24 protein-coding genes are annotated in these 21307 nt (G+C 70.6%); 11 read left to right on the top strand and 13 right to left on the bottom strand.

What is annotated here, in order from left to right; translation table 11 throughout:
• Nucleotides 1–493 precede the first annotated feature (493 nt).
• Nucleotides 494–928: a histidine kinase gene (locus CIW48_RS03145; protein WP_149308965.1), complete on the bottom strand. Its 435-nt coding sequence runs from the start codon at nt 926–928 to the stop codon at nt 494–496.
• 230 nt (nt 929–1158) lie between these two features.
• Between CIW48_RS03145 and argJ the strand changes: the two genes are divergently transcribed.
• Genes argJ through CIW48_RS03160 form a run of 3 tightly spaced genes read left to right on the top strand, consistent with a single transcriptional unit; the run spans nt 1159 to nt 3559 of the window.
• Nucleotides 1159–2409, top strand: a complete 1251-nt coding sequence (argJ, locus tag CIW48_RS03150; protein WP_149308968.1) for a bifunctional glutamate N-acetyltransferase/amino-acid acetyltransferase ArgJ — start codon at nt 1159–1161, stop codon at nt 2407–2409.
• Complete coding sequence (locus CIW48_RS03155; RefSeq protein ID WP_149308970.1) at nt 2406–3122, top strand: SIMPL domain-containing protein; 717 nt, start codon at nt 2406–2408, stop codon at nt 3120–3122. The genes argJ and CIW48_RS03155 overlap by 4 nt, the downstream gene beginning before the upstream one ends.
• Complete coding sequence (locus CIW48_RS03160; protein ID WP_149308972.1) at nt 3119–3559, top strand: (deoxy)nucleoside triphosphate pyrophosphohydrolase; 441 nt, start codon at nt 3119–3121, stop codon at nt 3557–3559. The genes CIW48_RS03155 and CIW48_RS03160 overlap by 4 nt, the downstream gene beginning before the upstream one ends.
• An 81-nt stretch (nt 3560–3640) precedes the next feature.
• Here CIW48_RS03160 and CIW48_RS03165 read toward each other — a convergent pair whose 3' ends face one another.
• From CIW48_RS03165 to CIW48_RS03185, 4 genes are all read right to left on the bottom strand, one after another.
• Entirely contained in the window at nt 3641–4618 is a 978-nt protein-coding gene (locus CIW48_RS03165; protein ID WP_149308974.1) for a Gfo/Idh/MocA family oxidoreductase, read from the bottom strand.
• A gap of 328 nt (nt 4619–4946) precedes the next feature.
• A complete protein-coding gene (locus CIW48_RS03175; RefSeq protein ID WP_149309305.1) occupies nt 4947–5357 on the bottom strand; it encodes a DoxX family protein in 411 nt (136 codons plus the stop codon).
• Between the two features lie 34 nt (nt 5358–5391).
• Nucleotides 5392–6024 carry an alpha/beta hydrolase gene (locus tag CIW48_RS03180; RefSeq protein WP_149308976.1) on the bottom strand — a complete coding sequence of 211 codons (633 nt, stop codon included), beginning with the start codon at nt 6022–6024 and terminating at the stop codon, nt 5392–5394.
• Between the two features lie 71 nt (nt 6025–6095).
• Complete coding sequence (locus CIW48_RS03185) at nt 6096–7019, bottom strand: ring-cleaving dioxygenase (RefSeq protein ID WP_149308978.1); 924 nt, start codon at nt 7017–7019, stop codon at nt 6096–6098.
• A 119-nt stretch (nt 7020–7138) separates the two neighbouring features.
• Here CIW48_RS03185 and CIW48_RS03190 point away from each other — a divergent pair, with 119 nt between their 5' ends.
• Nucleotides 7139–8077: a LysR family transcriptional regulator gene (locus CIW48_RS03190; RefSeq protein ID WP_149308980.1), complete on the top strand. Its 939-nt coding sequence runs from the start codon at nt 7139–7141 to the stop codon at nt 8075–8077.
• Between the two features lie 289 nt (nt 8078–8366).
• Nucleotides 8367–9062: a GntR family transcriptional regulator gene (locus CIW48_RS03195; protein WP_149308982.1), complete on the top strand. Its 696-nt coding sequence runs from the start codon at nt 8367–8369 to the stop codon at nt 9060–9062.
• A gap of 27 nt (nt 9063–9089) precedes the next feature.
• Here CIW48_RS03195 and CIW48_RS03200 read toward each other — a convergent pair whose 3' ends face one another.
• The 4 genes from CIW48_RS03200 to CIW48_RS03215 are packed head-to-tail and all read right to left on the bottom strand — an operon-like array spanning nt 9090 to nt 12272.
• Nucleotides 9090–9668 (bottom strand): GbsR/MarR family transcriptional regulator, encoded by a 579-nt coding sequence (locus CIW48_RS03200; RefSeq protein ID WP_149308984.1) that lies wholly within the window; start codon nt 9666–9668, stop codon nt 9090–9092.
• A gap of 48 nt (nt 9669–9716) precedes the next feature.
• A complete protein-coding gene (locus tag CIW48_RS03205; protein ID WP_149308987.1) occupies nt 9717–9839 on the bottom strand; it encodes a DUF2474 family protein in 123 nt (40 codons plus the stop codon).
• A complete protein-coding gene (gene cydB, locus CIW48_RS03210; protein WP_149308989.1) occupies nt 9839–10846 on the bottom strand; it encodes a cytochrome d ubiquinol oxidase subunit II in 1008 nt (335 codons plus the stop codon). Before cydB ends, CIW48_RS03205 begins: the two co-directional genes overlap by 1 nt.
• Before the next feature lie 7 nt (nt 10847–10853).
• Nucleotides 10854–12272: a cytochrome ubiquinol oxidase subunit I gene (locus CIW48_RS03215; protein WP_149309307.1), complete on the bottom strand. Its 1419-nt coding sequence runs from the start codon at nt 12270–12272 to the stop codon at nt 10854–10856.
• Between the two features lie 268 nt (nt 12273–12540).
• Here CIW48_RS03215 and CIW48_RS03220 point away from each other — a divergent pair, with 268 nt between their 5' ends.
• A complete protein-coding gene (locus tag CIW48_RS03220; RefSeq protein ID WP_149308991.1) occupies nt 12541–13761 on the top strand; it encodes a pyridoxal phosphate-dependent aminotransferase in 1221 nt (406 codons plus the stop codon).
• Nucleotides 13762–13819: 58 nt separating this feature from the next.
• Here the strand turns inward: CIW48_RS03220 and CIW48_RS03225 are convergent, their stop codons facing one another.
• Nucleotides 13820–14746 (bottom strand): dihydrodipicolinate synthase family protein, encoded by a 927-nt coding sequence (locus CIW48_RS03225; protein WP_149308993.1) that lies wholly within the window; start codon nt 14744–14746, stop codon nt 13820–13822.
• A gap of 255 nt (nt 14747–15001) precedes the next feature.
• Between CIW48_RS03225 and CIW48_RS03230 the strand changes: the two genes are divergently transcribed.
• The 3 genes from CIW48_RS03230 to CIW48_RS03240 all read left to right on the top strand — a co-directional run bounded on the left by CIW48_RS03230 (nt 15002) and on the right by CIW48_RS03240 (nt 17317).
• Nucleotides 15002–15787: an amino acid ABC transporter substrate-binding protein gene (locus tag CIW48_RS03230; protein ID WP_149308995.1), complete on the top strand. Its 786-nt coding sequence runs from the start codon at nt 15002–15004 to the stop codon at nt 15785–15787.
• A 91-nt stretch (nt 15788–15878) separates the two neighbouring features.
• The gene (locus tag CIW48_RS03235) at nt 15879–16559 is read left to right on the top strand and encodes an amino acid ABC transporter permease (RefSeq protein ID WP_012321834.1); all 681 of its coding nucleotides are present in this window, start codon (nt 15879–15881) and stop codon (nt 16557–16559) included.
• Complete coding sequence (locus CIW48_RS03240; protein ID WP_149308997.1) at nt 16556–17317, top strand: amino acid ABC transporter ATP-binding protein; 762 nt, start codon at nt 16556–16558, stop codon at nt 17315–17317. Before CIW48_RS03235 ends, CIW48_RS03240 begins: the two co-directional genes overlap by 4 nt.
• A 24-nt stretch (nt 17318–17341) precedes the next feature.
• Here CIW48_RS03240 and CIW48_RS33090 read toward each other — a convergent pair whose 3' ends face one another.
• The 3 genes from CIW48_RS33090 to CIW48_RS03250 form a co-directional block, all read right to left on the bottom strand.
• Entirely contained in the window at nt 17342–17497 is a 156-nt protein-coding gene (locus CIW48_RS33090; protein ID WP_173009165.1) for a hypothetical protein, read from the bottom strand.
• On the bottom strand, nt 17494–18003 hold the full coding sequence (locus CIW48_RS03245; protein WP_149308999.1) for a DUF2243 domain-containing protein: 510 nt from the start codon (nt 18001–18003) through the stop codon (nt 17494–17496). Before CIW48_RS03245 ends, CIW48_RS33090 begins: the two co-directional genes overlap by 4 nt.
• Nucleotides 18004–18110: 107 nt before the next feature.
• Nucleotides 18111–20129 (bottom strand): oligopeptide transporter, OPT family, encoded by a 2019-nt coding sequence (locus CIW48_RS03250; protein ID WP_149309002.1) that lies wholly within the window; start codon nt 20127–20129, stop codon nt 18111–18113.
• A 231-nt stretch (nt 20130–20360) separates the two neighbouring features.
• Here CIW48_RS03250 and CIW48_RS03255 point away from each other — a divergent pair, with 231 nt between their 5' ends.
• Both CIW48_RS03255 and CIW48_RS03260 read left to right on the top strand, forming a co-directional pair.
• Nucleotides 20361–20804: a DMT family transporter gene (locus CIW48_RS03255; RefSeq protein ID WP_091775281.1), complete on the top strand. Its 444-nt coding sequence runs from the start codon at nt 20361–20363 to the stop codon at nt 20802–20804.
• Between the two features lie 47 nt (nt 20805–20851).
• On the top strand, nt 20852–21295 hold the full coding sequence (locus tag CIW48_RS03260) for a DMT family transporter (RefSeq protein ID WP_149309004.1): 444 nt from the start codon (nt 20852–20854) through the stop codon (nt 21293–21295).
• Nucleotides 21296–21307: the final 12 nt, after the last annotated feature.

The raw sequence follows: 21307 nt of genomic DNA on the forward strand, positions 1-21307 counted from the left end.
GTGACATAAATATGTATAATACGACATTAATACCTCAGGTTTTATTGTTTTTAATCGAGCTATATTGTTGATATATTAAATTTTTCGGCGCCTAAAGCTTCGTTTAAGCGCAATATCCAATACCTCCGGCCGCGCATATTGAGTCAACGAATGAAATCGTTCGTGTGTGCAGCGACCGGATAGAAGATGTCGCAATCTCAACGTGCCCGGACCGTCGGTCTGTCCGGCGGCATCCGTTATTGGCCACAGCGCTCCTCTGAACCGCATCCTGAGGGATCAGAGAACACTCGTCCGATCATGCGTCCGGAACGGGTCGCGGAGCACGGATGGATCCTGCCCCAATTCCGGCCTAGGACGCGTCCGATGGGGCGGCGCGCCGCACATCGAAGCGCATTCCTCCCGATTCTTGGACGCAGACGCACCGAAATCCGTGCGACCCCGCACAACCGCTGGGAATGGAGCTGCGCCTTCAGGACAATGTTTGCCGCACGCTTCAGGCGGCGCGGCTTGCCAGCGCCTCGCGCATCGTCGTTGCGACCATCCCATTCTGGAGCTGGTCGCGGGGCACGAGCAGGGCATCAGGCACGTGGGCCGCAGCCTCCGGCTCCATGGCGCCGGCCGCATCACTGGCAAGGATGATGCGGAGGGCCGGTCGCAGAACCCGCGCCTCCACCGCAAGCCGCGCGCAGCACAGGCTGCCCTGGAGTGCTGAATCCACCACCATCACATCAACGGGCAGGCCGAGAGCCAGAACCGTCATGGCATCGACTCCGCGGTCGCACGTCGTCACCTGATAGCCCAGCAGGCGAACCTGTGCGGCGACCTCGTCGCGCCAGCGCTTATGCCGGCCGACCACGAGAACCTGGATCCGGTAGCATCCGCCCTGAGGGAGCGTGCTGGAGGCAGTCTCGACGTCGGCTGGGGGCATTCCGCACTCGACTTCGCGCTGGCTTTGCGATGCAGCATGCTAAGCTGGGATGCAATCCACACGCAAGCCCGACGCCGTGATGGCGCCGCATTCGGCGCCGCCGTTGCACAAAGCCGATGCACCCCGGCAGCCTGACCATAGGCTGGGCACGGAGTTGACGCCGGCGGGGTCGCGCGGGCAACACCGGGCCGCCGCGGAACCTCAGCCGCGCGCTGCTGGAGCCCGAGCCGATGTCGTCCGCGAAAGCCCCTCCCGTCTCACCGCTGGCGCCCACCGCGATGCCCGACTTGCCGCCCCTGCCGGGCGTGCGAATCGCCACCGCGCAGGCGGGGATCCGCTACAGTGGCCGCACCGACGTGCTCTATGTCGCCCTCGAGACGGGGACCCGGGCGGCAGGGGTGTTCACCCGGTCGAAATGCCCCTCGGCGCCGGTGGACTGGTGCCGGGACGCACTGGCGGACGGATCGGCGCGGGTGCTCGTGGTCAATTCCGGCAACGCCAATGCCTTCACGGGCCGGCTCGGACGTGACGCGGTGGCGCGCACCGTCGAGATCGCGGCGGCGGCGGCGGGATGTGGCGCGCGCGAGGTCTACGTCGCCTCCACCGGCGTGATCGGCGAGCCGCTCCCGGCGGAGCGATTCGCGGGCGTGCTCGCGGATTGCGCGGCCCGGGCCGAGGATGGACCGGACGCCTGGACCGCGGCGGCCCGCGCGATCATGACCACCGATACCTTCCCGAAGCTCGCCACCCGCACGGCCGAGATCGACGGGGCGCGCGTGACGATCAACGGCATCGCCAAAGGCGCCGGCATGATCGCCCCCGACATGGCGACGATGCTGTCCTTCGTCTTCACCGACGCGGCCATCCCGCAGGACGTGCTGCAGGCGCTCCTGTCCGCGGGCGCGAAGACCAGCTTCAACTGCGTGACCGTGGACGGCGACACCTCCACCTCCGACACGCTCATGCTGTTCGCCACCGCCAAGGCCGGCAATCCGGCGATCACCGATCCCGCCGACAAGCGGCTCGCCGGCTTCCGGGAGGCGCTCGACGGCCTGCTGGTCGAGTTGGCCCAGCTCGTCGCAAAGGACGGTGAGGGCGCGCGTAAGTTCGTCACCGTCCGGGTCACCGGCGCCGAGAGCGACGCGTCCGCGCACCGCATCGCGATGTCGATCGCCAACTCGCCTCTGGTGAAGACTGCGGTGGCCGGCGAGGACGCCAACTGGGGCCGCGTGGTGATGGCCGTGGGCAAGGCCGGCGAGCCCGCCGACCGCGACAGGCTCGCGATCTGGTTCGGTGACGTGCGGGTGGCCGTCCAGGGCGCCCGGGACCCCGATTACAGCGAGGCGGCGGCGAGCGCCGTGATGCGCGAGCCGGAGATCACGGTCCGGGTCGATCTCGGCCTGGGCGACGGCACCGCCCGCGTCTGGACCTGCGACCTGACAAAGGCCTACGTCGAGATCAACGGGGACTACCGTTCGTGAGGGCCGTCCTGTTAGGCGCCCTCCTCGTCATGAGCCTGGAGACGTCGGCGCGGGCCGACGACGCGGGGTGCAAGCGCCACATCAGCGTCGTCGGGCACGCGTCCGAGACGCGAGCGCCGGACTTCGCCGAGGTGACCGTCGGCATCGAGGCGCGCGGGGCGACCGCGGCGGCCGCCCTCGACGCGGCCTCAAAGGCGGTGACCGAGGTCTCGGCGCAGGCCCGCGTCCTGGGGGTTCCGCCGGCCGATCTCGGCACGGCCGCCGTCACCCTGCAGACAGCGACCCGCACCGTCGCCCGGCCAGGGGGCGCCGTCACCGAGGAGCCCGACGGATACCGCGCCAGCAACCTCGTCACGGTCCGGCTCGCCGACATGGATCGCCTCGGCGACCTGCTCCGGCAGGCACTCGCGTCCGGCGCCAACCGCATCGACGGCGTGAGCTTCGGACTGCGCGACCCGGACAAGAGTGAGGCGGCCCTTCAGGTAACGGCGACCCGGGACGCCCGGAGCCGGGCCGAAGCCCTTGCCGAGGCGGTCGGCGCCAAGCTCGGCCCGCTCTGCACGCTGAGCACCACGGCCGGCACGCCGTACCGCCCGGGGCTGGAGATAGCCCGCCCGGCACCGATGGCCGCCAAGGGACGACGGGTGCCCCTGGAGGCGGGCTCGATCCAAATATCTTCCGAGGTCTCGGCCATCTTCGCGGTGACGCAATGAGTGCGTCCGGAGGCGCTCCCGAGAGTGCGCCCTTGCGCCTGCTCCTCGTGGTCGCCGTCGCCCTCGTCGACGTCGACGGCCGCGTCCTGGTGAGCGAGCGCCCGGCGGGCAAGCAGCTCGCCGGCCTGTGGGAGTTCCCCGGCGGCAAGGTCGAGCCCGGCGAGCGCCCAGAGCAGACGCTGATCCGCGAACTAGCCGAGGAGCTCGGCATTCGGGTCGAGGAGCCCTGCCTCGCACCGCTGACCTTCGCGAGCCACGCCTACCCGGACTTCCATCTGCTGATGCCGCTCTACATCTGCCGGCGGTGGACGGGGACGCCGCGGTCGATGGAGGGGCAGGCGCTCAGATGGGTGCGCCCCAAGGCCCTGCGTGATCTCGCGATGCCGCCCGCGGACGCGCCGCTGATCCCGTTCCTGATCGACCTTCTGGACGCCTGACCCCGTCCCGGCCCGGATCGCTCAGGTCCGGGACGTCATCGCGGCCGTCATCCCGCACCCAGGACGCGCGGGCGCCCGCTCTTACAAGGTCAGGATCGACTCGACGACCTCTTGCACGTCGAGCGCCTCCGCGAAGGTCGCGAGGTGGTGGGGCTCGCCGCGCGCCATGCGGACGACGCCCTCGAGCTGGCGCCGCAGGGTGATCGGCCGCAGCCGCTCGTTCGGGATCGCGTCAGGCTCCGGCTCGAAGCGCCCGTCGGCGCCCCGACGCTCGGCGATGGCCCAGTCGCGCAGCCGGACGGCGCCCGCGTCGCCCTCCAGAGTCCACGTGTTGTGGTCGTCGGCCTCGACGCCCCCGACCCGGCCGGTCAGGGTGACGGGGATTCCGCCCGCCGTGAGCGTCACGTCGATCGCGCGCTCTGACCGGCCCGGCTCCGGGAAGGCGATCCGACCGGCGAGCCCCTGGAGCGGGCCAAGCTGGCGGCGGGCCAGGAACAGGAAGTGCGAGACCACCTCGCGGGTGAAGCCGCCCTCGCCGCGCGCGTCGAGCCAGCGGGCGGCGTCGGCCTGCCACGGGCGGGGCCAGCGGGCGAATTCCACCGCGACGGTGAGCGCCCGGGGCGTGCCGACCGCGCCGGCCGCGATCCAGCGCTCGAGCGCCGCCACGCCCGGCGACGAGGCGAACGGGAAATTGACCGCGCCCGCGCCCCCGGCCTCCGCCACGAAGGCGCGGGCGTCGCCGCGATCGATGGCCAGCGGCTTCTCGCAGAAGACGCTCCGGCCGGCCGCCAGGGCGGCGCGGGCGTAGCCGAGATGCGAGGCGGGCGGCGAGGCGACGTAGACGCAGTCGCTCGCCGCCACGACGGCGGCGGAATCGGCCACTCGCGGCACCGCCGGGAAGGCCGCGCCGATCCGGTCCAGGGCCTCCGGGGCCGGGTCCCAGATCGCCGCGGCTCGCACGGGCGAATCCACTGCCCCGTGGATCGCGCCGAGCAGGCGCTCACCCATGATGCCCGCGCCGATGATTCCGAGGGCGAGCGGTGCGTCGGAGGTCGGCATGCAAGGGTCCTTATGAAGGTCCGCGTCTGACGGGCCACGCTGGCGACCCGTCAGCGGCTTTAGGGGTCCGGACCGACGCGGGAAAGACCGAACCGTTCAACCTTGGATGAAGGCGAGCAGATCGGCATCGAGCCCGTGCGCGTGCGTCGCGACCAGGCCATGCGGAGCGCCGGGATCTTCCTTCGGCACGCGTTGGGCGGCCCGCGCCGATCGGCACCACTCGAACGTCTCTCGCAAGCTTCGGCACCCCAGCCTCTGCATGAAAGCCCCTGCCGTCCTGCATGGTGACGGAGCGCAGGGTGGTCTCTCGCAAGGGTTGAAGGACCGGTCAGGCCCGGCCCTGCCGCGCGTCCAGGCTGAACAGACCGGCCCCGAAGGCAACGATCTGGAGCAGGCCGCCGGCCATGGCGAGATTCTTCAGGAAGTGGAACATCTGGTTCTGGTCGCCGAGGGCCGTGTGGAAGGTCACCGCGGTTGCCACCGCGAAGAGCGCCAGAACCAGGGCGACCAGTCGGGTGCGGTAGCCGACGATGAGCAGCAGCCCGCCGACGAGCTCCACGAAAGTCGCTGCGGCGTAGGCGACCGGCGGCAGCGGAAGATGGGCGGCCTCAATGGTGGCGAGCGTCGCCGCGGGGGTGGCGAGCTTGCCGGCGCCGCTTACGAGGAAGATGGCACTCATCAGAACCCGGCCGGTCACCGGCAGCAGGGCGATCGCACCGGGGGAGGAGATCGGGGACATCATCAAACGCTCCGTCCTGTCGTGTGCGGCGGGTTCAGGCCGCTTCGGGAATTGCGAGGCTGCGAAGCCAATTCAGCGCCAAGCCGATATCGGCTTGCGATAGACCGTGGCCCACCGGCAGGATCCGGTGCTCGACACGCCCTCCGGCCGCGGTGAGCTGCTGCGCGAGGCGCCGGGCGTTCTCCACGGGCACGATCGGGTCCGTCGCCCCGGAGAGGATCAGGACCGGCCGGCCGGCGAGATCCGCCACCGGGGGCTCGGCGAACGGCACCATCGGGCGGATCAGAACCGCGCCCGCCAGGGATTCCGGCCGGAGCAGCAGCAACGACGCGGCAATGTTGGCGCCGTTCGAGAAGCCCAGGGCCACGGGCGCCCCGATTCCGTACTGCGCCCGGGCGGCTGCCACGAAGGCGGCGAGGTCGACGGTGCGGCGCCGGAGATCCGCCTCGTCGAAGACGCCCTCCGCCAAGCGCCGGAAGAAGCGCGGCATGCCGTTCTCGCTGACGGCGCCGCGCGGCGCGAGCAGGGCGGCCTCCGGCGCAACCATGCGGCCGAGGGGCAGGAGATCGTGCTCGTCGCCACCGGTCCCGTGCAGGAGGAGCAGGGGACGCGTGGTGTCGGGACCGGGCTCGAAGCGGTGGATGAAGCCGAGGGTATCCTGGGTCATGATGGCCTCGAGGGTGTTGGGAAGGGGTCCCGCCCCGCATTGGCGCGGGGCGGGCATGACGGCGTTGTGGCTCAGGCGACCTTCGGCAGGACGGCCTCGATCTCGGCCCGGTGCGGTTCCAGGGCGGCCGGGAGCTTGAGGGCTTGGCCGAGGGCCTCGACCGGCTCGTCAACCGCGAAGCCGGGCGCGTCTGTGGCGATCTCGAACAGCACGCCGCCGGGCTCGCGGAAGTAGATCGAGCGGAAGTACTGCCGGTCACGCTGCTCGGTGACGTGGAGCCCCCGCGCCTCGAGCGCCCGGCCCATCGCGGCCTGCGCGGCGTCGTCGGCCGCCCGGAACGCGATGTGGTGGACCGAGCCCGCCCCCGCGCGGCCAGGCAGGAACCCGCCGACAGCCCGCAGGGTGACGAGACCGCCGAGTTCGGCGCTGCCCGCGAAGCGGATCAGGCTGCCCTCGCGACCGACCTCCTGAAGCCCGAGCACCTCCGTGAGGATCGCGGCGGTCGGCTCCGCCTTGTCGAGGAGGAGCGTCACCCCGTGCAGGCCGCGGATCGCATGCTCGGCGGGCACCTCGCTCGACGCCCAGCCCGCCGCGTCGCCGATATCGACGCCCACCAATGCGAGCATCATACCGTCCGGGTCGCGGAAGCGCAGCGTCGGCGCGCCGAAGACCTGGACCAGCGGCTCGTGGGCGACGCCCTTCTCGATGAGCCGGTGGGTCCACCAGCCGATGGAGGCACGGGGCACCCGGAAGGCCGTCTCCTGGGTCTCGCCGATCCCGGCGCGGCCCGGCGCGGCGTGCTCGATGGGAAAGAAGGTCAGGATCGTGCCGGGCTGACCGGCCGCATCGCCGTAATACAGGTGATAGGTGCCCGGATCGTCAAAGTTCACGGTCTTCTTCACCAGCCGCAATCCGAGGATTCGGGTGTGGAAATCGAGGTTGCGCAGGGCCGGGCCGGAAAAGGCCGTGACGTGGTGGAGGCCGGTCTGAACCATGGCGATGTCTCCCGACAGGCCGCTGCAAGGGGCGGCGCGTTTCGATGACGGGAATGTGCCCCTTGCCATGCCTGTCGAAAATAGAAACGATGGAAACCTATCGTTTCCGAGTTTGACCGATGAGATTGCCTGATTTGGAGGCCTGGGCGGTGTTCGCCAAGGTGGTGGAGACCGGCTCCTTCGGGCGGGCCGCAACGGAACTCGGTCTGTCGAAGGCGACGGTCTCGAAGGCGGTGAGCCGGCTCGAAATCAGGATCGGCGCCCGCCTCTTCAATCGCACGTCCCGGAAGCTCGCCCTGACGGAGGCCGGGCATGCCGCCAAGGACGGCGCCGCACGCATCCTGGCCGAGGGCGAGGCGGCCGAGGCCCTCGCCACGGCGTGCGCCGCCGAGCCGCGCGGGCTGGTGCGGCTCGCCGCGCCGATGACCTTCGGGGTGATGCACGTCGCCCCGCTCCTGCCGGCCTTCCTCCGGGACTACCCCTTCGTCTCGGTGGACCTCCACCTGTCGGACGCGGTCGTCGACCTCGTCGGCGGCGGGTTCGACATCGGGTTACGCATCGCGGCCCTGCCCGATTCCTCCCTGCGCGCCCGGAGGCTCTGCGCGATCCGCCGCTCGCTGGTCGCCACCCCCGCCTATCTCGACCGGCACGGCCGGCCCGAGCACCCGGACGACCTCGTCCGCCACACCTGCCTCGGCTACGCCTACCTGCCGACGCCCGACCGCTGGCGCTTCGTGGACGGGAGCGGTGCCGAGGCCGTCGTGGTGCCGGCGGGCCAGCTCCGGGCGAACAACGCCGAGGCGCTGGCGCCGGCGCTGCGGGCCGGCCTCGGCCTCGCCCTGCAGCCCGATTTCATGATCTGGGACGATCTCGAATCGGGGCGGCTCGAGCGGGTGCTGCCGGCTTGGTCGCCGCCGCCGATCGCCCTGCACCTCGTCACGCCCCCGGGCGGCCCGAGGCCGGCGCGGGTGACGGCGCTGATCGCCCATCTCGGCCAGACCCTCGGCCAAGCGCCCTGGGCCACTCCGCAGCCGCGGCGCGACCCGGCGGACCAGTAAGCCGCGCGCCGGCGCCTGCGCCGCTTCCGGCCCGGATCCGGGCGCTTCATTCACCTGGATCAGTGTCGAACCCGTGCGCCTGCGCTATCGGCGAGTCGCACGAGTCCGAACCGCGGCGTGGTCCTTGCTGCTCGGTGTCCAGGCCGACATCCGCGGTTCGCGGCCCCCGTGCAATTCGTCGGGCGCACTAACCTCAAGTTTGTTCAGGACAATCTGGCATTGGACAGGCGCGCGTTTTCCGGGCATGACGATGCCGTGTATACATGTATACCGTTTTTCTGAGGCGTTGATGTCCCCCATGGGCCCTGGACGTCCCGCACCCGACCGGCTGCGGCACAAGACCGTGGCGGCAGCCGTCGCGGATTCGCTGCGCGAGCAGATCCTGAACGGGGATCTGCCGCCGGGGGTGCAGCTGCGCCAGGACGCCCTGGCGGAGGAATTCGGGATCAGCCGCATCCCGGTTCGCGAAGCCCTGCTGCAGCTGGAGGCCAGCAAGCTCGTGCGGATCATGCCGCATCGCGGGGCGGTCGTGACGGGCCTGTCGCTCCAGGAGGTCGAAGACATCTTCCAGCTGCGCCTTCAGCTCGAGCCGCAACTGCTCCTGCTGTCGGCCCCGCACCTGACCCCCGACGATATCCGCGATCTCGACGCCCTCTCGAAGGAGTACGGCGCGGCGCTGGAGACCGGCCAGGTCCTCCGCTGGGGCGACCTGAACAGCCGCTTCCACCTCGACCTGATCCGGCACGCCGGCCGGCCGCGCTCCCTGGCGATCGTGTCCGGCCTCCTGCAGGATTGCGAGCGGCCAACGCGGCTGCAGATCTCGACCTCCGAGGATGCGACCCGCGCGGTCAGGGAGCACGCGCAGATCCTGGCCCTGTGCGAGGCCGGCAAGTCCGACGAGGCGGCCGCCTGCCTGCGGCACCATATCGAGCATATCGGCGCCTCGCTCATCGCCCTCTATCGGGGCGCGCTCGTCGAGGCGTGAGGGGAGGCCCCCCCCCGCGCGACCGGGTCAGTCCGGCTTGGCCGGCCGGCCGCCGATCCGGCCCGGCAACCGGGTCAGGCGGTCCTTCATCTCCAGGACCTTCTGGACCTTCGAGCCCAGGGTGAGGAGCTGGACGAGGCGCTCGGTGTCGAGGCGGCGCACGTCGGCGTACCAGCCGGCGAACAGCTCGAAGAGGTCGTGCATCTCCCGGAGGCGTGCCTGCGCGTGCCGCTCCTCCTCGGTCCCGGCCTCCTGCATCAGGAGTTCGCGCAGGAGGGTCAGCGTCGGGTCGACCTCGCGCTTCTTGCGCTCCTCGACCAGCGTGCGGACGATCTGCCAGATATCCTCGGGCGTCGTGAAGTAGTCGCGCCGGTCGCCGGGCCTGTGCTGGAGCCGGACGAGGTTCCAGGCCTGGAGCTCCTTCAGGCCCATGCTGACGTTGGAGCGCGACACCCCGAGCCGCTCGACGATTTCGTCGGCGTTGAGCGGCCGCTCGGCCACGAACAGCAGGGCGTAGATCTGCCCCACGGTCCGGTTGATGCCCCAGCGCGAGCCCATCTCGCCGAAATGCAGCACGAAGGTCTGGACAAGCGGTGGCAGCTGCACGGCAGGAATCCGACGCTGGGAGGTGTCAGGTGGGCGCCCCCCGGTCTATCAGCTCCTGAGCCAATACCGGAGGACCGTCGCGACGAAGCCGAGGCCGACGATGCTGGAGGCCCAGAGCCCCGCGAACCACGCGAGGCGCTTCCAGAGGGGCTGTGCTGCTGCGGGTGCCATCAGTGATATCCGTGCGCGTCGACCTTGCCGCGGAAGACCCAGTACGAGTACGCGGTGTAGGACAGTATGATCGGGATCAAAACCGACGCGCCGGCAAGCAGGAAGATCTGGCTCGCCTCGGGGGCGGCCGCCTGCCAGATCGTGATCCGGCCCGGCACGACGTCGGGGAAGATGCTGATGCCCAGTCCCAGGAAGGTCAGGGCGAACAGGCCCAGCGCGATCAGGAAGGGCGCCCGCTCGGCACCGCCCCGCAGGGTGCGCCACAGGGCGTAGGCCGCGAGCGCCACGAGCAGCGGCACCTGCGCGGTCACGAGCACGTTCGGCATCGCCAGCCAGCGCTCGTAGTAGCGGCCCTGGAGGAACGGCGTCACCGCGCTGACGAGGGCGATGGCCGCGACCGTCGCCGCGGTGAGGCGCAGAGCGTAGCGCCGGGCCCGCAGTTGGAGCAGGCCCTCGGTGCGCATCACCAGCCACGTCGCGCCGAGGAGCGAGTAGCCGACGACCAGGCTCGCGCCGACGAGGAGGCTGAAGGGCGTGAGCCAGTCCCACCAGCCACCGGCATAGGCCCGCCCCTCGACCGCGATGCCCTGCAGCAGCGCGCCCAGCGTGATGCCCTGGGCGAGGGCCGCCACCAGCGAGCCGCCCGCGAAGGCCACGTCCCAGGCGGCGCGGTGGCGGGGGTCGCGCCAGCGGAACTCGAAGGCGACGCCGCGGAAGATCAGCCCGAGCAGCATCGCGATGATCGGCGCGTAGAGCGCCGGCAGGATCACCGCGTAGGCCAGGGGGAAGACGGCGAACAGGCCGCCGCCGCCGAGCACCAGCCAGGTCTCGTTGCCGTCCCAGACCGGGGCGACCGAGTTCATGGCGGTGTCGCGCTCCGCGCCGGGCCTCAGGACGGGGAACAGGAGGCCGATGCCGAGATCGAAGCCGTCCATGACGATGTAGGCGAAGACCGCGAAGGCGATCACGAGCGCCCAGACCACCGTGAGATCGAAGCTGTAGGCCATGGGTCCCTCACTCGGCCGGCTGGAGGTGGCGGTCGGGATCGATCGCCGGGGCGGGCGTGATGCCCGCCGTCCGGATGGGCGCGCCGGGCTCGATCCCGCTCTCGCCGGCATGCGGGGGCTTGCCCATCAAGCGCAGGATGTAGCTCGTGCCCATGGCGAAGACCGCGAAGTAGATCGCCACGAAGGCGGTGAGCGAGGCCGCCACCGCCGGCGCGTGCAGCGGCGAGGCTGATTGCGCTGTGCGCAGCAGGCCGTAGACCGTGTAGGGCTGGCGCCCGACCTCGGTGGTGATCCAGCCGGCTAGCACCGCCACGAAGCCCGCCGGGCCCATCGCCACCGCGAAGCGGTGCAGCGGGCGCCACGCGTAGAGCGCCCCGCGCCAGCGGGCCACGAGGCTCACGCCGCCCAGGAGCAGCATCAGCATCCCGAGGCCGACCATGATGCGGAACGACCAGAACACGATCGGCACCGGCGGCCACTCCGCCCGCGGCAGGCTGTCGAGCCCCTTCAGGGGCGCATCGAGGGCGTGCTTCAGCACCAGCGAGGACAGCTTCGGGATCTCGACCGCGTAGCGCACGGTGCCGGCCTCCTGGTCGGGCAGGCCGAACAGCACCAGCGGCGCGCCGTCCGGGTGGCTCTGGAAGTGGCCCTCCATGGCCATGACCTTGGCGGGCTGGTGCTCCAGGGTGTTGAGGCCGTGCGCGTCGCCGGCGAGGATCTGGACGGGCGCGACCAGGGCGGCCATCCACATCGCCATCGAGAACATCGTCCGGGCCGCCGGGTTGGCCCGGTCGCGCAGCAGGTGCCACGCGCCGACCGCGCCCACGACCAGCGCGGTGGTGAGGTAGGCAGCCAGCACCATGTGCACGAGGCGGAACGGGAAGGACGGGTTGAACACGATCGCCCACCAGTCCAGCGGCACGAACTGGCCCTCGGCGTTCGTGCCGTAGCCCGCCGGCGTCTGCATCCAGGAATTCACCGCCAGGATCCAGAACGCCGAGAAGAAGGTCCCAAACGCCACCATCAGCGTCGCCGCGAAATGCAGCCGCGGCCCGACCTTCGTCATGCCGAAGAGCATGACGCCGAGGAAGCCGGCCTCCAGGAAGAAGGCCGAGAGCACCTCGTAGGCCATCATCGGCCCCAGCACCGGGCCGGTCTTGTCCGAGAAGACCGACCAGTTCGTGCCGAACTGGTAGGACATCACCAGCCCGGACACGACGCCCATCGCGAAGGCGATCGCGAAGATCTTAATCCAGTACTTGAACAGGTCCATGAAGACCTGGCGGCCGGTGGCCAGCCAGAGCCCCTCCAGCACCGCTAGGAAGCTCGCGAGGCCGATCGAGAAGGCCGGGAACACGATGTGGAAGGCCACCGTGAACCCGAACTGCATGCGGGCGAGGATCAGGGGATCGAGGTTGGCGAGCACGTCGGGCCTCCGGCTCAGGGTGCGACCCGGCATATATAGCAATTTCAGAAATGTCGGAAAAGTCGGAATATACCAAAGGCGCCGGCGGCCCTCGGCCGGCCGCGCCTTGCGGCAGCCGGGGTGGGCGCGGGCGCCGCCCGGGTCTGGACGTCCGAGCCCGAACGCGTCAGGGTCGCGCCATTCCCTACCGGTCGGGACCTCTCAGGCGCCGCGTGGCTCGCTGCGTCACGACCCGCCGCGTCCCGGCGCAAGGAGAGCACGCGCCGCCATGGCCGATACCCTCGTCTCCGCCGCACCCGTCGATCTCTCCGCCGCGCTCTCGGCGCGCATCCGCGGCATCGGCACGAGCCAGATCGGCCTCGTGGCGGATCGCGGGCGCGACGACCCGGAGGTGGTGAAGCTGTGGATCGGCGAGGGCGACCTGCCGACGCCGCCCTTCATCGTCGAGGCCGCGCACCGGGCGATGCTGGCCGGGCATACCCGCTACACGACGTCGCTGGGGCTCCCGGCGCTGCGCGCGGCGCTCGGGGCCTACCACGCCCGCCACTGGGGCGTGGAGATCCCGCCGGACCGGTTCGGCGTCACGGCGGGCGGCATGAACGCGATCATGCAGGCGGCCCAGGTGCTGCTGGAGCCGGGCGACGAGATGATCATCCCCTCCCCGGCCTGGCCCAATCTCGGCGAGGCAGTCCGCATCGCCGGCGGCGTGCCCGTGACGGTGCCGTACCGACGCTTGCCGGACGGGCGCTTCGCGCTGCCGCTCGCCGACATCGCGGCGGCGATCACGCCGCGCACCCGGGTGATCATGGTGAACTCGCCCTCGAACCCGACGGGCTGGACCATGCCGCTCGCCGAGATGAAGGCCCTGCGCGACCTCGCCCGGGACCGCGGGCTCTGGATCCTCTCGGACGAGGTCTACGCGCATTTCACCTACGGCAACCGAATCGCGCCGTCCTTCCTGCAGATCTGCACGGAGGACGACCGGCTGATCGTGACCAACACCTTCTCGAAGAACTGGGCGATGACCGGCTGGCGAGCCGGCTGGGTGATCTATCCCCGCGGCCTCGCGCCGACCTTCGCGAAGCTTGGGCAGTACAGCACCACCTCGATCCCGACCTTCGTCCAGCACGCCTGCATCGCGGCCCTCGAGGAGGGTGACGCCTTCATCCGCACGATGGTGGAGCGTTGCGCCGAGGCCCGGGCGATCCTGGTGGAGGGGCTGTCGCGCCTGCCGGGCGTCACGGTCGCGCCGCCGGACGGGGCCTTCTACCTCATGGCCCGGATGGGCGGCGACGAGCCGAGCCTCGACCTGGCGCTGCGCCTCCTGCGGGAGGCCAAGGTCGGCGTGGCGCCGGGCACCGCCTTCGGGCCCGAGGGCGAGGGCCTGGTGCGGATGTGCTTCGCCATCAGCCCGGACCTGGCGCGGGAGGCGGTGCGCCGGCTCACGGGCGTGCTCGGGACCAGCGTGCCGGCCGCGGCGGCACACTGATTCGGGCGGGGTCCGGCGGCAGCCCTTCGGTCTCCGTGCCGCCTCGAGTCACGCCGCCTCAACGTCCCCAGCGCAGGACCAGCGCGTCGTTCCGCCGGGCGAGCTCAATCAGGCCGGCCCGCGTCGCCGGGTGCAGCGGCTGGATCGGCAGCCGCGCGGTCTCGTTCGCGATCACCCCGCCCTCGGCCATCAGCGCCTTGCAGGCGAGCAGCCCGCACTGCCGGTTCTCGTAGTTGATCAGCGGCAGCCAGCGCGCGTAGGCGTCCATCGCCTCGTCGCGGCGGCCCGCCGCGTAGGCGTCGGTGATCTGCCGGATCCCGTCCGGGTAGCCGCCGCCGGTCATCGCCCCAGTGGCGCCGGCGTCGAGGTCGGCCATCAGGGTAATCGCCTCCTCGCCGTCCCAGGGGCCCACGACGGCGTCGCCGCCCAGCGCGATCAACTCGCGGAGCTTGGACGCAGCGCCCGCGGTCTCGATCTTGAAGTACGCGACGTTCGCGATCTCCCGGGCCATGCGCGCCAGGAGCGGCGCCGATAGCGGCGTTCCCGCCACCGGCGCGTCCTGGATCATGATCGGGATCGAAATCGCGTCCGAGACTGCGCGGAAGAAGTCGAAGATGCCGAGCTCCGGCACGCGGATCGTGGCGCCGTGATAGGGCGGCATGATCATCACCATCGCGGCACCGGCCTCCTGAGCCCGGCGCGAGCGCTCGGCGCAGACCTGCGTGGCGAAGTGCGTCGTGGTGACGATCACCGGCACGCGGCCGGCCACGTGCTCCAGCACGGCGTGCATCACCCGCTCGCGCTCGTCGTCGGTGAGGACGAACTGCTCGGAGAAATTGGCCAGGATGCACAGGCCCTGGCTCCCGGCGTCGATCATGAAGTCGATGGCTCGGCGCTGCCCGTCGAGGTCCAGGGCGCCCGCGGCGTCGAAGACCGTGGGGGCGACCGGAAAGACGCCGCGATAGGCTTGGGCGGACGAAGTCATGCGCGGTCCTTCTGCCGGGATCGCGCATCCCGACGGACGAATCGTATCCGCGGGCGGGACCCGGCCGTCTCTTAGCACGCTGCGCCGAATGGTGTGACATCGGACAGGGTGCGGGCCGGATCGAGCAAACCAAGCTGTCGACAAGAGCACCGACTTTCCTGTACGGCCGAGCTCTTCATTGCTTTATCCATCGTCAGCCGAGATCACGGGCGGCGGCCGCGCGAGAACAGCGTTTTCCTTCCGGAGTCTACTGTAATGCAATTCTTCTCCGTCAGCCGCGTCGCGGCCTTTGTCATCGCGACACTCCTCGGCGTGCCCGTCAATGCCCCCGCACAGGCCGACGACCTCGACGCGATCCGCGCCGCCAGGACCCTGCGCATCGGCACCGAGGGCACCTACGCGCCCTTCACGTTCCACGATGCCTCCGGGGCGCTCGTCGGCTTCGACGTGGAGATCGGCCGCAAGGTCGCCGAACAGCTGGGCGTCGGGCCGCAATTCCTCGAAGGCAAGTGGGATGGCCTGATCGCTGGGCTCGACGGCAAGCGCTACGACGTGGTGATCAACCAAGTCGGAATCACTAAGGAGCGGCAGGCGAAGTTCGACTTCTCCGAGCCCTACATCCGGGCCCGGGCCGTGCTGATCACGCGGGCGGACCGGTCGGACATCAAGGCCTTCGCCGACCTCAAGGGCAAGAAGGCCGCCCAGAGCCTGTCCAGCAACTTCGCGCGCCTCGCCGAGCAGTCCGGCGCCGAGCTCGTCGGAACGGACGGCTTCGACCAGTCGGTCCAGCTCGTCCTCACCGGCCGCGCCGACGCGACCGTCAACGACAGCCTGTCGTTCCTGGACTTCCACAAGCAGAAGCCGAACGCCCCCGTGAAGATCGCCGCCGAGCAGGCCGACGCGGACGCCTCCGGGATCATCATGCGCAAGAACAACCCCGCGCTGAAGGCCGCGATCGACAGGGCGCTCGAGGCGATCAAGGCCGACGGCAGCTACGCGGCGATCGCCCAGAAGTACTTCGGGGCCGACGTCTCAAAGTAGACCGCCCGCAGCGCGCGCCCGGCGGGGACCCGTCCGGGCGCCGATCCCGTAAAGCTCGCCGCTCGTTCCGCCCGGTAGGAGACGCCGTCCCGTGCCGCACTGGCTCGACCTCATGCTCCAGTCGCTGGGGCCGCTGCTCGCGGCCGGCCTGCGCTTCACCGTGCCGCTGACGCTCATCGCCTTCGCGCTCGGCCTCGCGCTGGGGCTCGGGACCGCCCTCGTGCGCCTGTTCGCACCGCGACCGCTGGCGGCGCTGGCGTGGCTCTACGTGTGGATCTTCCGGGGCACGCCGCTCCTCGTGCAGCTCTTCGTGATCTTCTACGGCCTGCCGAGCACCGGCATCCTGATCGACGCCTTTCCGGCCGCCGTGATCGGGTTCACCCTCAATGTCGGTGCCTACACGTCCGAGATCGTCCGCGCGGCCATCGCCTCCATCCCGAAGGGGCAGTGGGAGGCGGCCTACGCCACCGGCATGACGCCGGTTCAGGCCCTGCGCCGCACGATCCTGCCCCAGGCAGCACGGGTGGCCGTGCCGTCGCTGGCCAACTCCTTCATCGCGCTGGTGAAGGACACCTCGCTCGCCGCCGCGATCACCGTGCCGGAGCTGTTCCAGGCGGCCCAGCGCATCGTCGCCGTCACCTACGAGCCGCTCATCCTCTACATCGAGGTGGCGCTGATCTACCTCGTCCTGTCGACGCTCCTGTCCTGGCTCCAGACGCTGCTGGAGCGGCGCCTCGGGCGCTACGGCGGCTACCTGGAGGCCCGCGCGTGATCGCCCTGTCGGCCATCGAGAAGCGCTTCGGCGACAACCCGGTCCTGCGGGGCGTCGACCTCGCGGTGCCGGAGGGGCGCGTCACGGCGCTGATTGGCCCGTCGGGCTCGGGCAAGTCGACGCTCCTGCGCTGCGTGAACCTGCTGGAACTCCCGCAGGCCGGGACTCTCATACTCGGCGACATCCGCCTGACTTTCCGGCCCGGCAGCGCGCCGGCGCGGCGGGACGTGCTCGCCGTGCGCCGGCAGACCGGCATGGTGTTCCAGAACTTCCAGCTCTTCCCCCACCGCACAGTGATGGAGAACGTCACCGAGGGCCTCGTCACCGTCGCCAAGTGGCCGAAGGCCCGGGCCCGGGCGCGGGCCCTGGAATTGCTGGAGCGCGTCGGACTTGCCCACAAGGCCGCGGACTGGCCCGCCAGCCTGTCGGGCGGCCAGCAGCAGCGGGTGGCGATCGCCCGGGCGCTTGCCCCCTCCCCGCGCCTGCTGCTCTGCGACGAGCCGACCTCGGCCCTCGATCCGGAACTCGCCGCCGAGGTGGTGGACGTGCTGGCCGGCCTCGCGGGCGAGGGCATGACCATGCTGATGGCCACGCACGACCTTCGCCTCGCGCGGCGCGTCGCCGACACGGTGGTGTTCCTGGAAGGGGGCACGATCGTCGAGCAGGGCGCGGCAGCGGACCTCTTCGGCCGCCCGACCGATCCGCGCACCCGCCGCTTCGTCCGGACGCTGCTCGGCGAGGCAACGGAGGGGGCCTGACCGGCGCATGCCGAGACGCGCGGATCAGCGCGACAGGCAGCGCAAGGTGAGAAGATCCTCAACGGTGAGCGCGGTCCCGAAGATCAGCGGCCGCCAAGCCGGCAGGGTGGCAAGGATCAGGCCGGCTGTCAGCGCGAGCCAGGGCAGAACCGGTCGAAGGCTGGGACCGGCGGCCTTCACGCGGGTCGCCGCGCCAGCGACGCCTCCTCCCCCCGGCCGACCAGAACGAGGCCGAGGCCCGCGGCCAGCATCGCGCCGCCCCAGAGCAGGAACCCGATGTCCCAGTAGAGCCACTGCGCCCGCGGCATCAGCTCGTTGACGTGGTGCACGCCGAGGATCTCGTGGTCGATCACGCCCTCGACGAGGTTGAACAGGCCCCAGCCGATCAGGAGAGACCCGGCGAGCAGCTTGCTGGACCAATAGAGGTGCGTGCGGTGCGCGGCTCGCCAGAGGATGAACAGCCCGAGGACCACGAAGACGTAGGTCGCGCTGTGGAAGATGCCGTCCCAGAGGGTGTTCAGTTCGAGGTTCGGGATCGTGTCGACCGGGTACCAGCTGCTCAGCATGTGGTGCCATTGCAGAACCTGGTGCAGCACGATCCCGTCGAAGAAGCCGCCGAGCCCGAGCCCGAACAGGATGCCGGCGCTCAGCGGGAAGACGCGCTTTCGGGTGTCAGCCGCTTCCATGCACAACTCCCGCTTGGCGGATGATCCGGGGCCCCGTCAATGCTTCGCTCCGCACGCCAGGACGACGGCGTCTCGAGGAAAAACCGCTCCGGAACCCGGCGGATCCGTCACGGCTCGCGCGGCGTCACGGCCGGGGTCGACACCATCCGCAGGTAGACGATCAGACCCGCCAGGAAGACCGCGAGGCCGAGCCCCGTGGCGTAAGGTGCGAAATCTTTGCCGGCGATCGCGATTGCCGCACTGTGGCCCGCCAGGAGATCAGTCCCGGCGAGCAGCACGCCCACGCAGCTCTCGCCGACCAAGAACCCGGAGGCGAGGAGCACGCCCCGGCGGCGCGCGGCGCCTACCGCCTTGTCGGCCTTCTTCCCCGTCTTGCCGCCGTCGGAGCCGATCCAGGCGCGCAGCCGGCGCTCGGCGACCCAGCCGAGCACGCCACCGATGGCGATCGTCATCTCCACTGAGAGCGGCAGGTACATGCCGATCCCGACCGTCAGCGCCGGGAAGGTGAGATTGCGCCGCTTCAGCCAAGACTCCGCGGCGACCAGCACCACGCCGAGACCGGCACCGATCAGCACCATGCTCCAGGGAAGCTCGTTCTGCGTGATGCCGTTGGCGATCTGGGTCATCAGCGCGGCCTGGGGGGCCGGCATGGCGCTGCCCGGATCCTGGCCTTCGTGGGCGGGGGCGCCGACGAAGCCGTAGGCCTCATAGAGCAGCGCCAGGAGCGGGGCGATCACCACGGCGCCGACCCCGACGCCGAGGATGAGGGCGACCTGCTGGTGCCAGGGCGTAGCGCCGACGACCTGCCCGGTCTTCAGGTCCTGCAGGTTGTCATTGGCGATCGAGGAGGTCGTGATGATCACGGACGTCAGCAGCAGCGCCATGCCGGTGACGAACCGCTCCCCGTCCGCCCCGGCGGAATGCCCGAGGATGACAGGCAGCAGCAGCGCGGTCGCCATCGTGGTCAGGATGCCGATCCCCGAGATCGGGCTCGACGAGGAGCCGAGAAGGCCCGCGAGGTAGCCGCAGGCCGCCGCCATCAGGAAGCCGAACAGGATGGTAAACAGGGTCGCGGCCACCGCCAGCACGATCATCAGGCTGCCGAGGTCGGCCGGCTTGGCGAAGTACCCGAACAGGATGGCCAGTGGCACGCACAGGCCGAGGGTCGCGGCGGCGACCCAGGTTATCGGCAGATCGCGCTCCTCGCGCGGATGATCCTTGCCGAGCCCGCCACTGCCCGACAGGGCGGCGCGGATGCTCGCGAAGATCGGGCGCGCCAGGGATCCGACCGTCCACATCCCCCCGACCGCGATGATGCCGGCCCCCATCAGGCGCACCTGCCCGGACCAGACCGCTTCGGCCGCCGCCCCCGCGGACTTGCCGGGATCGGGCGACAGCGCGGTGAGAATCGGGACCGCGATCCCCCAGGCGACCAGGACGCCGGTCAGCAGCGCCAGAGAGGCGCCGATGCCCACGAGATAGCCGACGCCGACCAGCGCCAGCGAGAAGCCGGTCCCGCTGCGGAACACGGCGCCGCCGAGGCTGACCGCGCCGTTGAGGCCCTCGCCCAGAATCTTCAGCCCCGTCGTGGCCAGCCCGATCATCCCGGCGGCCGCGGCGGCGCCGAGCAGGTCCCGAAGGCCGTGGCCGCCCTGCTCCTCGTGGCCGGTCTTGAGCACCTCCGCGGCGGCGATGCCTTCGGGATAGGGAAGGTCGCTGCCCGATACGAGGGCGCGCCGGAGCGGGATCGAGAAGGCGACGCCGAGGAGGCCGCCCAGCAGGCACACGGCCGTGGTCTGCCAGAACGGGAAGCCGTGCCAGTGCCCGATGAGGACGAGGCCTGGCAGGGCCAGGATGACGTTGCACAGGGTGCCGGCCGCCGAAGCCTGGGTCTGCACGATGTTGTTCTCGAGGATGCCGGCGCCGCCCATCAACCGGAAGGCGCCCATTGAGATCATCGCGGCCGGGATCGAGGACGAGAACGTCATCCCGGTCTTCAAACCCATGTAGAGGTTGGCGGCCATGAACACGACGGTGATGGCCGCGCCGAGCGCGATCCCGCGCAGGGTCAGCTCGGCCTGACGGTCCTGCGTCTTCGGCGTGATCGTCGGGTTGCAGGCGTCCATCATCCACTCGGGCTGTCGTCCGCAAACCATCCGAGGGGCGAAAACTTTCCCCGGGCCTGCCGCCATACCCCCTTCCGCATCCCCGACGGTTGAGGCCTGAGGCGATCTGTCCCTGGGTCATGCGGTCGACGGGATGCAGTCACCTGCCGCCCTGGAGGGTTTCGTAGCAGACCGTCCCCGCCGCCCCGCTCGGGGTGCCGGGCGCATCTTCCGGGACATCCCAGACAGCCCATGTGGTATCTCTACGGCATCGCCCTGCTGGCCGGCGTCGCCAACGCCATCGAGCCCGGCCAGAACGCCACGCTGGCAAAGGTCACGGGACAGCCGATGCTGGCGGGTCTCTTCTGCTTCGGCCTGGCGATCGTCTGCTTCCTCGGCGCCATGATCGTCGCCCGGCTGCGGGGACGGACGCAGGCCGAAGCGGCGTCCAGCGTTCCGTGGTGGGCCTGGCCCGGCGGCATCCTCGGGGCCGCCGTCGTCCTGGCGCAGCTCTACATCTCCGAGACGGTCGGTGCCGCAGCGTTCCTGGGCTGCGTGATCACGGCGGGCGTGGTCGGCTCCATCGCCCTCGATCATTACGGCCTCGTGGGCTTCGAGCGCCATCGCGCCAGCCTCTGGCGCATCCTCGGGGGCGTGCTGATGGTCGCAGGCGTCGCTCTCGTGGCGGTGTTCTGACGGCCCCGGCCGACAATCCGAACGTGTCGCATCCTCAGGATCCCAGCATGATCTTCCTCTACGGCTTTGCCCTGCTGGCAGGCATCGCCACCGCGATCGAACCGGGCCAGAACGCGGGCCTCGCCAAATCCCTCGCGCGGCCGCTGCTCGCCGGCGTGGTGAGCCTCGTCGTCAGCATCGCCACGATTCTCGCCGCCATGCTTGTGACGGGGCAGTACGGGTTGCCGGCGACGGACCGCCTCGCGCAGGTGCCCTGGTGGGCATGGCTCGGCGGCCTGATGAGCGCGGGCCTGACCATGGCGCAGCTCTCCGTCTCCAAGCGGATCGGCGCCGCCAGCTTCCTCGGGCTGATCGTGACGGCGGGCGTGGTCACGTCGATCCTGCTCGACCATTTCGGCCTCGTGGGCTTCAAGGTCCACGAAGCGAGCCTGTGGCGCATCCTGGGCGGTGCCCTGATGATCGGCGGTGTCGCGCTGGTCGCCCGGTTCTGAGGCCTGCCCTGC

This window comes from Methylobacterium sp. P1-11 (assembly GCF_008329595.1).
Classification (GTDB): Bacteria; Pseudomonadota; Alphaproteobacteria; order Rhizobiales; family Beijerinckiaceae; genus Methylobacterium.

Coding starts and splice junctions, on each gene's coding strand:
- CIW48_RS03255 (WP_091775281.1), top strand. CDS start 20,361: ATGTGGTATCTCTACGGCATCGCCCTGCTGGCCGGCGTCGCCAACGCC.
- CIW48_RS03245 (WP_149308999.1), bottom strand. CDS start 18,003: ATGGAAGCGGCTGACACCCGAAAGCGCGTCTTCCCGCTGAGCGCCGGC.
- CIW48_RS03165 (WP_149308974.1), bottom strand. CDS start 4,618: ATGCCGACCTCCGACGCACCGCTCGCCCTCGGAATCATCGGCGCGGGC.
- CIW48_RS03160 (WP_149308972.1), top strand. CDS start 3,119: ATGAGTGCGTCCGGAGGCGCTCCCGAGAGTGCGCCCTTGCGCCTGCTC.
- CIW48_RS03145 (WP_149308965.1), bottom strand. CDS start 928: ATGCCCCCAGCCGACGTCGAGACTGCCTCCAGCACGCTCCCTCAGGGC.
- CIW48_RS03220 (WP_149308991.1), top strand. CDS start 12,541: ATGGCCGATACCCTCGTCTCCGCCGCACCCGTCGATCTCTCCGCCGCG.
- CIW48_RS03250 (WP_149309002.1), bottom strand. CDS start 20,129: ATGGACGCCTGCAACCCGACGATCACGCCGAAGACGCAGGACCGTCAG.
- CIW48_RS03195 (WP_149308982.1), top strand. CDS start 8,367: ATGTCCCCCATGGGCCCTGGACGTCCCGCACCCGACCGGCTGCGGCAC.
- cydB (WP_149308989.1), bottom strand. CDS start 10,846: ATGGCCTACAGCTTCGATCTCACGGTGGTCTGGGCGCTCGTGATCGCC.
- CIW48_RS03180 (WP_149308976.1), bottom strand. CDS start 6,024: ATGACCCAGGATACCCTCGGCTTCATCCACCGCTTCGAGCCCGGTCCC.
- CIW48_RS03225 (WP_149308993.1), bottom strand. CDS start 14,746: ATGACTTCGTCCGCCCAAGCCTATCGCGGCGTCTTTCCGGTCGCCCCC.
- CIW48_RS03190 (WP_149308980.1), top strand. CDS start 7,139: ATGAGATTGCCTGATTTGGAGGCCTGGGCGGTGTTCGCCAAGGTGGTG.
- CIW48_RS03260 (WP_149309004.1), top strand. CDS start 20,852: ATGATCTTCCTCTACGGCTTTGCCCTGCTGGCAGGCATCGCCACCGCG.
- CIW48_RS03230 (WP_149308995.1), top strand. CDS start 15,002: ATGCAATTCTTCTCCGTCAGCCGCGTCGCGGCCTTTGTCATCGCGACA.
- CIW48_RS03175 (WP_149309305.1), bottom strand. CDS start 5,357: ATGTCCCCGATCTCCTCCCCCGGTGCGATCGCCCTGCTGCCGGTGACC.
- CIW48_RS03205 (WP_149308987.1), bottom strand. CDS start 9,839: ATGGCACCCGCAGCAGCACAGCCCCTCTGGAAGCGCCTCGCGTGGTTC.
- argJ (WP_149308968.1), top strand. CDS start 1,159: ATGTCGTCCGCGAAAGCCCCTCCCGTCTCACCGCTGGCGCCCACCGCG.
- CIW48_RS03185 (WP_149308978.1), bottom strand. CDS start 7,019: ATGGTTCAGACCGGCCTCCACCACGTCACGGCCTTTTCCGGCCCGGCC.